The organism is Pseudoalteromonas sp. P80D2 (assembly GCF_036680945.1).
Lineage (GTDB): Bacteria > Pseudomonadota > Gammaproteobacteria > Enterobacterales > Alteromonadaceae > Pseudoalteromonas > Pseudoalteromonas shioyasakiensis.
Window position 1 is genome coordinate 344648 of the sequence record NZ_JAZDAR010000026.1, and the last position, 14991, is coordinate 359638.

The 14991-nt window shown below is 43.1% G+C and carries 11 protein-coding genes; 4 read left to right on the forward strand and 7 right to left on the reverse strand.

The genetic code is table 11. The features are described 5' to 3' along the window. Positions 1–8 precede the first annotated feature (8 nt). The 5 genes from VRK28_RS06375 to VRK28_RS06395 all read right to left on the reverse strand — a co-directional run bounded on the left by VRK28_RS06375 (position 9) and on the right by VRK28_RS06395 (position 7149). Positions 9–1406 (reverse strand): efflux transporter outer membrane subunit, encoded by a 1398-nt coding sequence (locus VRK28_RS06375; protein WP_062566472.1) that lies wholly within the window; start codon positions 1404–1406, stop codon positions 9–11. Continuing rightward, positions 1399–4533 carry an efflux RND transporter permease subunit gene (locus tag VRK28_RS06380; RefSeq protein WP_062566473.1) on the reverse strand — a complete coding sequence of 1045 codons (3135 nt, stop codon included), beginning with the start codon at positions 4531–4533 and terminating at the stop codon, positions 1399–1401. Before VRK28_RS06380 ends, VRK28_RS06375 begins: the two co-directional genes overlap by 8 nt. Before the next feature lie 2 nt (positions 4534–4535). After that, complete coding sequence (locus tag VRK28_RS06385) at positions 4536–5762, reverse strand: efflux RND transporter periplasmic adaptor subunit (RefSeq protein ID WP_062566474.1); 1227 nt, start codon at positions 5760–5762, stop codon at positions 4536–4538. A gap of 74 nt (positions 5763–5836) precedes the next feature. Beyond that, positions 5837–6646: a bifunctional DNA-formamidopyrimidine glycosylase/DNA-(apurinic or apyrimidinic site) lyase gene (gene mutM, locus VRK28_RS06390; RefSeq protein ID WP_054552701.1), complete on the reverse strand. Its 810-nt coding sequence runs from the start codon at positions 6644–6646 to the stop codon at positions 5837–5839. Between the two features lie 11 nt (positions 6647–6657). Further along, positions 6658–7149 carry a hypothetical protein gene (locus tag VRK28_RS06395; RefSeq protein ID WP_054552702.1) on the reverse strand — a complete coding sequence of 164 codons (492 nt, stop codon included), beginning with the start codon at positions 7147–7149 and terminating at the stop codon, positions 6658–6660. 151 nt (positions 7150–7300) lie between these two features. Here VRK28_RS06395 and VRK28_RS06400 point away from each other — a divergent pair, with 151 nt between their 5' ends. Continuing rightward, complete coding sequence (locus VRK28_RS06400) at positions 7301–8227, forward strand: manganese-dependent inorganic pyrophosphatase (RefSeq protein WP_250659650.1); 927 nt, start codon at positions 7301–7303, stop codon at positions 8225–8227. A 69-nt stretch (positions 8228–8296) separates the two neighbouring features. Here VRK28_RS06400 and rlmB read toward each other — a convergent pair whose 3' ends face one another. Both rlmB and rnr read right to left on the reverse strand, forming a co-directional pair. Next, positions 8297–9043, reverse strand: a complete 747-nt coding sequence (gene rlmB / locus VRK28_RS06405; RefSeq protein WP_054561023.1) for a 23S rRNA (guanosine(2251)-2'-O)-methyltransferase RlmB — start codon at positions 9041–9043, stop codon at positions 8297–8299. Further along, a complete protein-coding gene (gene rnr / locus VRK28_RS06410) occupies positions 9040–11523 on the reverse strand; it encodes a ribonuclease R (protein ID WP_062566476.1) in 2484 nt (827 codons plus the stop codon). Before rnr ends, rlmB begins: the two co-directional genes overlap by 4 nt. Before the next feature lie 181 nt (positions 11524–11704). Between rnr and VRK28_RS06415 the strand changes: the two genes are divergently transcribed. Genes VRK28_RS06415 through VRK28_RS06425 form a run of 3 tightly spaced genes read left to right on the forward strand, consistent with a single transcriptional unit; the run spans position 11705 to position 14908 of the window. Beyond that, positions 11705–12553, forward strand: coding sequence for a DUF350 domain-containing protein (locus VRK28_RS06415; RefSeq protein WP_062566477.1), 849 nt, complete (start codon positions 11705–11707; stop codon positions 12551–12553). A gap of 20 nt (positions 12554–12573) precedes the next feature. Next, a complete protein-coding gene (locus tag VRK28_RS06420) occupies positions 12574–13392 on the forward strand; it encodes a hypothetical protein (RefSeq protein ID WP_062566478.1) in 819 nt (272 codons plus the stop codon). Beyond that, positions 13382–14908: a polyamine aminopropyltransferase gene (locus tag VRK28_RS06425; RefSeq protein WP_082710970.1), complete on the forward strand. Its 1527-nt coding sequence runs from the start codon at positions 13382–13384 to the stop codon at positions 14906–14908. The genes VRK28_RS06420 and VRK28_RS06425 overlap by 11 nt, the downstream gene beginning before the upstream one ends. The last annotated feature ends 83 nt before the right edge of the window (positions 14909–14991 follow it).

Sequence of the window (14991 nt, forward strand, 5' to 3'; positions counted from 1 at the left end):
TCTTTTAATTAATCTACCACTTTTTCTTTTTCCAGTTCCTGTTCGCTTAATTCATACCATCCGCCACCAAGTGCTTTATAAAGCGTTGCTAGGCTTTGCAGACGATCATTCTTTGCCTGCGATAAAGCTATTTCTGCCGAAAATAACTGGCGCTGTGCATCCATTAAATCAAGGGAGCTGGCAACACCATTGCTATACCTAAGGCGTGCTAAGCGATAGTAATCTTGGCTACTGAGCACCAAGCTCCTTTGCGCATCATAGCTTTGCTCTGCCGACTGATAGTTCGAAAGCTGATTGCTTACTTCTTGCAGTGCCACCAGCACTGTTTTTTGGTATTGAATACTTGCCTGATAAGCTCGTTGTTCCGCCACCGTTAAATTTGCCTGATTGCGTCCCATATTAAATATTGGCATTAACAGCTCTGAGCCCAGCAACCAAACCTGCGAATTACTGGCGAGCAAATCACTAAAATCAGTGCTTTCACTGCCAAGCTCTGCATATAAATTAAGTTTTGGAAATAAAGCCGCTTTTGCGACCCCAATCTCAGCCATGGCCGCTTGCCATTGATACATTGCTTGCTGCACATCTGGTCTACGCTTTAACAGTTCACTAGGTAGTCCTGTAGGTAATTGCTTAGGAAGGGTTTGTACAGATAACTCATTCCCCCCTTGCACATCAGCATTGGCATCACCAATCAAAAACTTTAACTGATTAATAATCCGCCTTTCACTGTGCTGTAAAGGCGGGATCTTCACTTTCGCTGATTCTAATTCAACCTCGGCTTGGCGCTGTTCTAGCCCTGAAATAATACCGCCTTTTTTACGAATACGCGCAATTTCAAGCTCCTTCTCGCGAAGCTTAATCGTACTCAGGCTAATATTTAATTGCTCTTCAACTTCTTTAAGGGCAAAAAACTGCTGCGCAACATCAGCAATCAAGGCGAGCTGCAACGCGTTTCTTGCTTGTTCTTGGCTATAATAATTTGCCAGTGCGGCTTCGCTTGCACGTCGGTTACTACCAAATAAATCTAGCTCCCAACTTAAGTAACCTTTTAAATCAAAGGTATTTTCGGGGCTGCTATTAAGCTCTTCTTCTCGCTCTGAAGTAAGCCCTATGCTTACATCTGGCCATAAAGCGGCATCGGTAATTCGATACCGAGCTCGCGCTTCAATAATTTTCGATTGCGCAATTAACATATCTTGGTTATTAAGAAGCGCTTGGCTAATCAGCTTTTGCAAATGAGGGTCGCTATATATTTGCTTCCATCCCGCTAAAGCTTCAGACTGTGGCGTAGCTGCTGCACCCATAAAATTAGCAACTTCACTATGATCAGGTATTTCAAAATCTGGCCCTACAGCACAGCCTTGAATACAAGCGAAACAAAGCAATGGCAGCAATTTATGCATCGACTTGCTCCTCTACTACTTTAAAGGCCGGTGTTTGCTGTTTTTTTACAAAGCGTGCAGCGGTAATAAAAAACAGCGGAACTAATATAATGCCGATAGAGCTTGCTAGTAACATCCCCCCTAAAATAGGCATAGATACCGACTGCCGACCAACCGCTCCGGGGCCAGAAGCAAGTACTAACGGCAATACACCAAGCACAAAAGAGGCTGCAGTCATTAATATAGGCCGAAAGCGAGAACGGGCGGCTTCTATTGCAGCATCAACGGCATTCATACCTTCTTGATAAAGCTGATTTGCCACCTCAACAATCAATATAGAGTTCTTTGCCGCAAGGCCTATCAATGCAATAAATGCGACTTGGAAGAATAAATTGTTTTCATGCCCCGTCACTAAGGTCAATACAGAGGCTCCCAACATAGCTATCGGGCTTATTAGTAGTACAGCAAACGGCAAGCTCCAACTTTCATAGAGCGCCGCTAAAAATAAAAATACAAACACAATAGCAAGGCTGATAGCGATACTTAGCTGACCCGATGAGCGAATTTCTTGATAGGTTAATCCTGTCCATTCATAGCCAAGGTTAGGCGGTAGTTTTGCCATTTCTTCTTTAATTACGTCAATTACATCTCCCGATGCATAGCCTTCAGCTGGCGATACATTCACCATGGCACTGGTAAACATATTAAAGCGGTTTATTGCAGACGGACCGGTTGTTAAATTTAACTTAGCAAGCACATTTGATGGCACCATAGCGCCATTTTTTGAACGCACATAAAATTCGTTGAGGTTTTCAGGGCGTGCCCTAAATTCATCTTCAGCCTGAACTTTAACCCGATAAACCCGGCCAAATAAATTAAAGTCATTAATTGTTGATGAGCCAGTAAGCACCTTCATTGTGCTGTAAACATCGGCAATCGGCACCTCTAATGCCATGGCTTTTTCTCTATCTAACTCTAAAAATAGCTGAGGTACTGAGCCACGCAGTGAGCTACTTGCTTTAGCAACTTCAGGGCGGTTATTTAAATTTGCCAGCAGTACCTCGAGCGATTCAACCAGACCCGTTAAGTTGCCTCCTGTTTTTTCTTGCAGCGCAAACTCAACACCAGAGCCCGAACCAAGCCCCGCCACAGCCGATGGCTGAAACACATTAAATTCAGCATCGGGAATGGCGTACAGCTGCTTACGAATATCATTCATCACACTCGTGACCGTAAAACCTTGCTCTGCACGCACTTGCCAAGGCTTTAAAATCACCTCCATTTGACCATGTGATTGCGCACTACCAGCACGGCGGTTTTCACCTGCTAGCGTGAATGAATAAGCCACCCCAGCATGGCTCATAACAAATTGGTTAGCTTTACTTATCACCTCGTTGGTACGTGAGACCGTTGCCGCATCTGGCAAGGTAATATCAACAAAAAAGCGTCCTTGATCTTCTTGCGGCATAAAGCTACTTGGTAATTGGCTGAACACAAAGTAACAGCCACCTAGCATTATAAAAAAGCCAATATAACTACGTTTTGCTTTTTCAGAGCATGCCTTTACAAGCCAGGTGTATTTTTTGCCAACACCTTCAAGCCAATTATTAAATTTAACAAAAATCTTATTGTTTGATGGGAGGCTAGGTTTTAAGAAAATCGCACATAAAGCAGGGCTTAAGGTTAACGCAACTAGGGTCGAAATGAGTACCGCAACGGTAATTGAAATCGCAAATTCTCGGTACATAATGCCCGTAATACCGGCTAAAAATGACACCGGCACAAACACCGCTGCCAGTACTAAAGAGGTTGCCACTATGGCGCCAGAAAGCTCTGTCATCGCTTGCTTAGTAGCAGCAACTACCTCCATATTTTGCTCATTGATCAATCGCTCAACACTTTCGACTACAACAATCGCATCATCAACGACGATGCCGATTGCCAATACCATAGCCAATAAACTGACATTGTTAATGGTAAATCCAAATGCAGCCAAGGCGATAAAGGTACCCACTATTGACACCGGCACAGCTAAAGCGGGTATTAAAGTTGTTCGCCAGTTTTGCAAAAATAAATACACCACTAAAATCACTAAGATCAGCGCTTGAATAAGGGTATTGATCACCTCATTAATCGACAGCTTGATAAACTCAGATGCATCATAAAATAACTGCCATTTCACTCCCTTTGGAAAAGCCGCGCTCAGGCGTTCCATCTCAGCCTTAACACGTTCAGTAACCGCTAATGCATTAGAGCCTGGTAACATATAAACCTGCAAAATAGTGGCGGGCTGTTCATTTAGTTTTGAATTTAAAGTGTACGCAGACGATGCCAGCTCAACCCTTGCAACATCTCGCAAACGGATCATCGAGCCATCACTGTTAACTCGCAACATAATGTTATTAAACTCATCAACCTTATTAAGCCGTCCTTGTGCCCGCACCGGAAAATTAAGCTTAATTGCATCGCTCATTGGCTGAGCCCCGATCTCCCCAGCAGCGGCCTCTTTATTTTGTGCTTTGATTGCTGCGGTCACATCATTCACGGTTAATTCGTAACCCGCTAAAATATCGGGCTTTAACCAGACCCGCATAGCATAAGAACGCGAGCCGGTGTTACGCACTTTACCAACCCCCGGAACACGCTTTAAAGCCGCCTCAACATTGATGCTGGCGTAGTTACTCAAATAGATTTCGTCATAGCGAGGATCATCAGAGGTCAGTGCCAGTTTCAACAGCTCAACGGAACTTTCATTAGAGACATTCACCCCTTCAGTTTGCACATCAACAGGTAAATTACTACCTGCTTGGCTTGCGGTGTTTTGCACATCAACAAGGGCGAGATCTGGGTCGGTGCCAACATCAAAGGTGAGTGTGATCCCAACACTGCCAGAGTTAGTTGCCTTTGACTCCATATACAACATATTCGGTGTGCCATTTAATTCTTGCTCAAGAGGAATGGCTACCGACTCCGATGCGGTCTCAGCCGTTGCGCCAGGGAATGAAGCAGACACTTTAACCGACGGCGGAGCAATATCAGGGTATTGATCAATCGGTAGAGTAAAGAGCGAGACCAAGCCTGTGAGTAAAATAACTAACGAAATAACGATAGCAAACACTGGACGCTTGATAAAAAAATGCGAAAACATAGTTAAGCTCCCTGCTGATTTTTTTCATCATCTTGTTTGCTTGGTTTATCTGGCGCCAGTGGAATAGTGCCCGTGTTTGGCGTTAATTGGCGTTTTTCAAACTCGGCTAACGAAATCGCTTTTACTTGCTGACCATGACGAATACGATGCAAACCTTTCACCACCACTTGCTCACCGGCACTCAAGCCAGCGCTGGCAACAATCCCTTGTTCACCGTAATGCTCAACAACAATAAAGCGACGCTCTATCTCACCTGAGTCAAGTACCACCATCACATAAATACCGCCCTGCTCAACTTGTGTAGCTTCCTCAGGGACGACAATGGCATCTTTCAATTCGGATAATTTAATCCGTGCTTTTGTATATTGCCCAGGTAATAGCTCACTATTAGGGTTAGGCAGCTTTGCTCTTACTTTAAAGGTGCCCGTTTTCGGGCTAATTTTAGGATCGGTAAAACTCACATCACCCCAATATCGATACTCACTGCCATCAGGCAAAGAAATACGTACAAAGCCCTCAAGTGCCTTGCCTTGTTGTTCGGCTTGTAGCTGCTCCATCATGCTGGTCATACGCCGCTTGGCATTCAAGTAATCAAGTGCCGACATATTAAAATTAACGAAAATAGGGTCTATTTGCTGAATGGTAGTAAGGAGTGAAATACCGTTACTGCCGACCAAAGCACCGAGATCGGCTTCAGAGCTACCAACCATGCCGCTAATTGGCGCCGTAATACGGGTATATTCTAAATCAAGCTTGGTTTCTTCAAGTTCTGCTTGGGTTGCTGATAATGACGCTTGCGCTTGCTCTTGAATAGAAATTGCATTGTCGTAGTCGAGCTGACTTGCTGCATCTTGCTCGTAGAGGGGTTTTAAACGAGTAACATCGCGCTTTGCTTTTGCCAGCGCTGCTTGGTCTTTTTGCAGCGCCGCTTTAACGCGATTAAGTTTTGCTCGGTAGGGTCTATCATCAATGGTGTAGAGTAAATCTCCCTCATTTACCCAACTACCTTCAACAAATTCTACGCTTTGTACAAAGCCGGTGATCCTTGCGCGTATTTCAACATCAAGTGATGCGTCTGTACGCGCCACGTAATTCCCATACAGCGGCACATCAAACTGCTTAACCTCAGCGGTAACCACTTCTTCAACGATAACTTGAGGTTGCTCTTTAGAACAACCCACCAGTGCCGCTAAGCACACGCACCCTATGACGTATTTGTTTAATAGCATACAACCTTCTCATTCCTTAAGCCTGTCTCTATCTTGCTATCTGTTGCAATACTACATAGATGAGGGATTCTTTGTTATTTTTGACAATTAGAGCAGTACACAGTGCTTCTTTGCCCTAATCTAATTTCTTTTAATGGCTCTTTACACGTTACACATGGCTCACCTTTGCGACCATAAACTAGTAATTGTTGGGCAAAATAACCGGGCTTACCATCACTTTGAGCAAAATCTTTTAATGTTGTGCCGCCTTGCGTGATAGCCGCAGCAAGTGTTTCTTTAATAATAGGCACTAATTGCTGATAACGCTTTAAAGACACCTTGCCGGCTTCTCGTTTCGGGTGAATTCCGGCCTTAAATAACGACTCATTGGCATAGATATTACCTACACCAACGACCACAGCGTTATCCATAATAAACTGTTTAATTGGTACTTTTTTATTTCTAGACTGTTCGTAAACACGCTTTGCAGCAAACTCATCGGTAAGAGGCTCCGGTCCAAGCTTGGTTAGCAAGGTATGACATTCGCCTGGTGCTTGCCATAAGCAGGCACCAAAGCGACGCGCGTCGTTGAGTCTTAGCGCTTTACCTGAGGCTAAAATAAATTCGATATGGTCGTGCTTTTTTAATGGCTCATCTGCGCTCACAACTCGTAAGTTGCCCGACATTCCTAAGTGCAAAATAACACTACCCAGCTCACAACCGAGTAATAAATATTTTGCTCTACGCTCCACTGAAGTAACTTTAAGTCCTTGTAATTGATATACATCATCAGGCACAGGCCAACGCATACTGGCGTTATGAATATTTACTTTGGTCACTGTTTGGTTAAGCACATGCGGCGTTATTCCCAAACGGCTAACTTCAACTTCTGGTAATTCAGGCATCTGTGACTCTCTTAAAACGGGTATAACGGAAACAACTTAGCCGCATCAGCTTGTTCAAGCTCAAATACTCGTTGTAACCGTTTATCTAATAAATAGTATTGCTGATCTATGTTGTACAACTGATACACCGCTGGCAACTGCTCCCCGGCTAGCCACACGGAGGCAACATAATCAGCCGATGTCTGTGAAATTTTACTAACAGGGAGACTGGCAATAGTCAGTTTTTGATGTTGCCAAAGTTCAACAAGTTGTTCGAGCTGCTGCTCATCGCCTTGCCATGTGGTTTCTTGTAGTGATTGGCTACGCCAAGAGGTGCCGATACGCTCGATTTTTAATTCTGGAAATGCCATTGCTAAAATGAAGCTTTGCTCTGGGAGTAATGCTTGTACTCCTTCTTCAACGGGCTGTGTATTGAGCTTTTTATGTAGGCCATTGAAGAAAAAAATCATCAATAGCATCGAAATAATCACTACATTATTCCATGCTTTTCGGCTCAAGCGCATCAGTATCTTCCTCAGTTTTCAATATCTTAAAGTGTAACCAAAAAGGACATTAATTGGCAGTTGTAATTGATCAACAAAATTTCATGTCTGTTATGTATCAATCTGTCGATACTTTGCTAAAATATCCGCCAAATTTAAAGGAGTTCCGTCAATGTCAATGTATGTAGTGGGTCATAAGATCCCTGATTCAGATTCAATTTGCGGTGCAATTGCGCTTGCTTACTTAAAAAACCAGATCAATGAACCTGCGATCCCGACGCGTTTAGGTGAAGTATCACCTGAAACACAATTTATCCTAGATAAATTCGGTTTCGAAGCACCTGAGCTAAAACTTAGCTACGCAGGCGAAGACGTTTATATCGTTGACCACACAGAAAAAACACAAGCACCTGATGACATCGATGAAGCACGTGTTGTAGGTGTTGTTGATCACCACAAACTAGGCGATTTAACATCATCAACACCACTTGAGTGTTGGATCCGTCCAGTTGGTTGTTCAAACACTATCATCAAAATGATGTATGACTTCTACAACGTAGAGATTCCAAAAGATATCGCAGGCATCATGTTATGCGCTATCTTAAGCGACACTGTAATCTTTAAATCACCAACGTGTACAACAGCTGACATCAAGTGTGTTGAAGCACTTGCTGAAATCGCTGGTATTGAAGATTTCAAAGAACTTGGCATGGAAATGTTCAAGGTTAAATCAGCAGTTGAAGGCACGCCTGCACGCGATTTAGTAATGCGTGATTTCAAAGACTTCAACATGAACGGTAAGCTAGTAGGTATTGGCCAGCTAGAAGTTATCGACCTTGCTGTATTTGATGAGATCAAAGCAGATCTTGAAGCTGACATCGCAAAGCTTAAAGAAGAAGGCGGTCGCCACTCAGTATTACTCCTGTTAACTGATATCATGAAAGAAGGCTCTGAAATGCTAATTGCGTCTGATGACGTATCAGTAATCGAAGCTGCCTATGATGTTAAATCAGAAGACGGTCGCGTTTGGTTAGATCGCGTATTAAGCCGTAAGAAGCAAGTAGTACCACCACTACAAGACGCTTTTGCAAAAATCTAATCAGAACTGTTAGATACAAAAAAGCCGATGTAACATCGGCTTTTTTTGTGTCTGAAATTTTCGCGGCAGTTAGATTTGCGTTGCATTACGCTGGCGTAACACTTCAAATAAACAAATACCGGTCGCAACTGACACATTTAAACTAGATACCGAACCAGCCATTGGGATTTTAACTAATAAATCACAATGCTCACGAGTAAGGCGGCGCATACCATCCCCTTCAGCACCCATAACAACAGCCATTGGCCCTGTTAGATTTGCATCAAATAACTCTGTATCTGTTTCACCGGCAGTGCCGACAACCCAAACGCCAGCATCTTTAATTTCACGTAACGTACGCGCAAGATTGGTTACTTGCACCAATGGCACTGTTTCTGCCGCACCGCATGCTACTTTACGCGCTGTGCCATTCAGTTTTGCAGACTTATCTTTAGGAACGATGATCGCGTGCACGCCCGCAGCATCTGCACTACGTAAACAGGCACCTAAGTTATGCGGATCTGTTATACCATCAAGCACCAATAAGAAAGGCGTTTCTTCACGGGCTATGATCTCATCTAGATCTTTTTCGTTATACATGCGCGCCGCTTTCACATTAGCGATAATGCCTTGGTGCTGCTCACCATTTGCTTTATTATCAAGCGCTTTACGCTGCATAAATTGTACAGAAATACCGAATTTACGTGCTTGGTCAATAACCGGGTTTAAACGTTTATCTTCACGCCCTTTTAAAGCGTATATTTCTAAAAAGCGCTCAGGCTCTTTTGCTAATATTGCTTCAACTGAGTGAAAACCAAAAATTAATTCATTACTCACGTATTATTTGCTCCTCGGCCATTACGTTTACGGGCATTCTTACCCGGTCTTTTTGCCTTTTTGGTGGCTTTTTTCTTACTCTTCTTTTTGCCGGCTTTTACAGCATCAGCTTGTTTACTATTAGGCTTTTTGCGCCCTTTAGAAGGTGAAGACTTGCCACGTTTTTCATTCTCTTTGTCGCCTGATTTTGCCTCAAAGCTGCCTGACTGCGGTTTTTTACCAGGAATTTTACCTGCTTTAAGCTGGGCTCGAACACTTGGTTTTGCAGGGGCACTACGGCCACGACGACGCGCATAACGGTCTTGTTGCGCCTCACCTGCTAACACTAAGTTTATACGTCGCTCATCAAGACTGACAGATGACACCTGAACCGTTAATTTATCGCCTAGACGATAAACGGTGTGAGTTTGTTCACCAATCAAGCAATGCTTAGCACCATCGTAATGGAAGTACTCATTGCCCAGGTTAGTTACATGGATCATGCCGTCGATTTGTAAATCGTCTAAGCGTACAAATAAACCAAAGTTAGTTACCGATGAGATCACCCCACCAAATTCGTCACCAACATGGTCTTGCATAAATTCACATTTAAGCCAATCTGCCACTTCGCGAGTCGCATCATCAGCACGGCGTTCAGTGGTTGAACACTGCTCACCTAAAATATCAACTTCGTCATCAGTGTAGGCATACTCACCCGATGTTTGCTGACCTTGCGCTTTAAGTACCGCTTTAATTGCACGGTGCACCACTAAATCAGGGTAACGACGAATTGGCGATGTAAAGTGGGCATAGGCAGGTAAAGCTAAACCAAAGTGGCCAATGTTATCTGGCTGATAAACCGCTTGCTTCATTGAACGGAGCAACATGGTTTGAATAAGCTCAGCTTCTGGGCGGTCGCCTAATTTAGCTAACACTTGGGTTATTTCTTTTGGTGTTGGCTCATCAGAAATCGCAGTTTCGATACCAAGCTCTGATAAAAAGTTTCTGAAGAAACCAAGCTTTTCAGCATCAGGCTCATCATGCACACGATAAAGCGCACTCGCCTCGTGCTTTTCTAATAATCGGGCTGCCGATACGTTCGCTAAAATCATGCACTCTTCGATAAGTTTGTGTGCATCATTACGAACCACAGGCACGATTGATTCAATCTTACGATGTGCATTAAACACAAAGCGCGTTTCTAAGGTTTCAAACTCAATCGCACCACGCTCTTGGCGAGCAGCTTTAAGTGCCATGTACATTTGCTGTAAGTCAGTTAAATGTGGCACCATCTTGGCGTATTCTTCACGCAGCTTTTCATCGCCTTGTAAAATCGCATTCACTTTAGTGTAGGTAAAACGAGCGTGTGAATTCATCACCGCTTCGTAAAATTTATACCCAGACAACTTACCCGCTTCTGACACCGTCATCTCAGCAACCATACATAAACGGTCAACTTCTGGGTTCAATGAGCACAAGCCATTCGATAACACTTTTGGCAGCATCGGAATAACTTGCTCAGGGAAGTATACTGAGTTACCACGTTCAATCGCTTCTTTATTCAGAGGCGTGTTCATTCCTACGTAGTGCGACACATCGGCAATGGCCACCCATAAACGCCAACCACCTGATGGTTTGCGCTCACAATAAACGGCATCGTCAAAGTCTCGGGCATCTTCACCGTCGATTGTCACCAGCGGTAAGTCACGTAAATCAACGCGACCTTGCTTTGCCTGTTCATCAACAAACTCACCTAAATGAGCAACTTGCTTTTCAACCGCTTCAGGCCAAACGTGAGGAATATCGTGATTGCGTAGTGCAACTTCAATTTCCATACCCGGTGCTAAGTGCTCACCCAGTACCTCAGTGACTTTACCTACCGCATTCATATGTCGGCTTGGGTTTTGGGTAATTTGCACCTGCACCATTTGGTTGTGGCGCGCGCCATTTTCACTACCCGGTAGAATCATAATATCTTGCGTTATGCGTGGGTCTTCAGCCACAACAACTGCAATACCATGCTCAACAAAATAGCGGCCAACAATCGGGGCTCGCTCATTGGTCAAAACCTTAATGATGCGTGCATCGCATTTGCCACTTGAGCCTTTGCGATTGCCTTTAGCAAGCACAATGTCACCGTGCAACACCATATTCATTTGGTGCTTCGCGATAAACCAATCTTTACTCTCACCTTCAACTTCTAAAAAGCCGAATCCGTCACGATGACCAATGACTTTGCCTTTAACTAGGCCAGATTCATCGATCAATGCGTAGCATTTAAACTTATTGAAATACAGTTGACCATCGCGCTCCATAGCACGTAAACGACGTTTGAACGCAACTTGACGCTCTGTATCATTCACATGTAATTCGTCACAAAGTTGTGTGAAGTTTGCTGGTTTGGCGCGAGATTCTAAGTGAGTAAGTATAAACTCACGGCTAGGGACGGGGTTTTCGTACTTTTCTTGTTCTCGACTGAGATTTGGATCCTGTTTTGACATTCACTATCTTGTTAGTTGGTTATGTTGTTATTTTAACCCATAACCTAACAATGAGACAGGCAAAAGCTATGAAACTTTTAAGAAATTGATTAATTCTGCCAAAAATGAAGCTTTGATATTCTTTGCAACAAACACTCTGTGTTAATATTTTCGGAAAATAACAACAAGCTAACATAATTATATGGATATTAACTTAACCCACTACCTCGCAACGATGGCCTACAACAGCGCCTATATTGGTCTATTCATTGCAATCATAGCCGTTGCAAAACTGTCGTATAACTTAGCAACCCCTTATAACACCACCAACCAGTTAACCGACAATGCCAACAGTGCCTTGGGTTTATCTATTGGCGGCTACTTAGGGGCAATTACCATTATTTATGGCTTTGTTTTAGCTGGGCCTAGTCAAGGTTTACTAAGCGATTTGATGAATGTATCACTGTACAGTGTATTAGGTATGGTGCTGCTAACTTGCTCACGTATTTTAAATGACAAATTACTGCTGCGTTTGTTCTGTAACCAAGAGCAATTAATTAACCAACAAAATGAGGCTGTGGGCTTAGTACAAGCAGCAAACTATATGGCCGCAGCACTTATCATTGGTGGCGCATTAACCGGTGAAGGCAGCTGGTTATCAGCCATAGTGTTTTATTTTTTAGGGCAACTAATGCTGATCATTTTTGCCAAAGGCTATGATCACCTCACTGCTTTTAATCTTCACGAACAGCTCGAAAAAGGCAACAAAGCCGTTGCGCTTAGCTTTTCTGGCACCATGTTGGCGTTAGCTATTATCTTGTGTCATGCGCTTATTGGTGGCTTTCATACTTGGCAACAAAGCTTAAGCTTATTCTTTATTGACGCATTATTTGGCTTTTTAATTTTACCAATTGTGCGTTACCTCGTTGATAAAATTATCTTTAGCAAAATTTCACTCGACCAAGCAATGCACGACAAAAACACCGCCGTTGCGGTTATTGAAAGCAGCATTGCAATCTGTGTTGCTGTTATCATCACTATCGCTATTTAAGCTTATTTATGGAGTAATGGATGAACATCTATAAGCTTTTTATTATTGCCGCTATCACATTTGTTGTTTGCTTAGTGATACGTGCAGATCTACAAGCGCCACTTATTAGTGGCCAATATGGCAACTTTAAAGACTACGACGGACAAGACAAACCTTACCTATTTACAGTGCCAGAAGATGGCCAAATGATGCGCTTAGAAATTAAAGGCAGACTGCCTTTAAACTCATGGAAAGCCATTGATATCGAAATTTTTGACCCTGATGGTAACTACTTATTTAGTTACTCTGATGAACTTTGGGCCGAAACCGGACACGATTCAGATGGTAAATGGACTGAGTACCGTGATTATACTCATCACGATGTCCACTTCCCTAAGAAGGGGCAATATAGCGCCTACGTCAGTAGTACGTTTGGCCCAAATAAGCGTGCCGAACATTTTAGTTATACGTTTCGTATAATCCCAATCAAAGGTAACAGTAATTTCATGCTACCGCTGTTATGGATTTCTGGCTTCATCGGCGGTGTAGCGCTATTTGTAATGCTGCATCGTTTAGAAGCTGAGCGTGAAGGCTCCGATATTACTTATAAACCAATCAATAAGTTAAACCCTGAGGCTATAAAAGCAATGGAATCGCGTATCTCAGTTTGGCCTATTGCGTTACTGTTTTTAGCACCCGTGCTCTTCTTTTCCTTCTTGGCATATAGCAAAGGTGACAAAGAGCAAGATTGGCAAGTTTACTCCTATCACCACCTCACGATAAGCGTTGATAAACAATTGCGTGAACAAAGTATTGGCAGTGCAGGTTTCCGTTCACGAGGCGGCCCAGGTGGAAAATAACTCAATTCGCGAAAGCCACATTTTACTGTTTAGTATTTTTGTTGCTGGCCTTTGCTCAATTATCTATGAGCTACTGATCGCAACCACTGGTGCCTACTTTTTGGGTGATAGCATCACCCAATTTTCTCTGACAATTGGCGTCTATATGGCGGCAATGGGAGTTGGCTCTTATTTTTCGCGTTTTGTGCCTGATAAGCCATTGCTGGTGTATTTCATCGGTTTTGAGCTACTGCTTGCACTACTTGGTGGCTTAAGTGTGCCCTTATTGTATTTCTGTTATGCGTTTGGCTTACCACTGCAAGCAATTAGTATTTTACTCACCAGCTTAATTGGTATTTTGATTGGTTTAGAAATTCCGCTGTTAAGTCGCCTAATGGAAAAACATTATGCGCTAAAAGCAAACCTCGCCAATGTGTTATCTATTGACTACTTTGGCGCCCTGCTTGCGACTTTACTGTTTCCTTTTCTATTTTTACCTTGGCTTGGGGTTTTTAAAACAGCCTTAAGCTTTGGCTTAATGAATCTAAGTATTGCGCTGTTATTGCTGTGGTACTTTATCGACCATATCAGCCCAAATCGTCGAAAAGTGCTTAGACTCACATTAGTTTTAGTCTGCTCAGTATTAGTGCTTTGCTTATTTGCTAGTAAACAGCTCACCCATCTTTGGCAAAGCCAAATCTACGATGACCGTGTTGTACACTCAGAGCAAACACCCTATCAGCAAATCGTACTGACTCGTCATAAAGATGATATTCGGCTTTATTTAAACGGTGGCTTACAGTTTTCATCGATTGATGAGTATCGCTATCACGAAGCGCTTATCCATCCCGCTATGGTGCGCCATGGTAATGCCAAACGTATTCTAATTTTAGGCGGTGGCGATGGCTTAGCAGCTAGAGAGCTTTTGAAGTACCCGCAAATAGAATCTATTACCCTAGTCGATTTAGATCCAGCAGTCGCTAAGCTTGCGCAAACTAATCACAACCTGACAACACTTAACAAGCACTCACTCAGTGACCCTAAAGTGACGGTTATTCATCAAGATGCTTATGTGTTTATTGAGCAAAACGAACAGCTGTTCGATATTATTTTTATTGATTTACCGGATCCAAAAGCAATCAATTTAGCTCGCCTTTACAGTCAGCAGTTTTATCAACTAGTAAAAACACGACTACCAAATAACGGTATTGTAGTGACCCAGGCCACCAGCCCATTTTTTGCGAAGCAAGCATTTTGGTCTATCAATAACACGCTCAGTGCAGCAGGCTTTACGCACACCTTGCCTTATCATTTGAATGTGCCCTCTTTTGGCGAATGGGGCTTTGTTATGGCTTGCAACTTGATGTGCAGTAACCAACAAGTATTGCATGTTAAAACCCGCTTTTACCGCCCTGAAAATGACGCACAATTGTTTATTTTTACCCCGGATATTAGCGCTAACAATGAAAAAGTATCGACGCTTGATGAGCCTAATGTGCTGCACTATTACTTGCAGGGATGGAAATATTGGAACTAAACGAATAGATTAGCCCATTTGGGGAGTTTACAAAGTAAAGGATTACCGTTACAAAGAGAGTTAATAACAACAATAACAAGGTT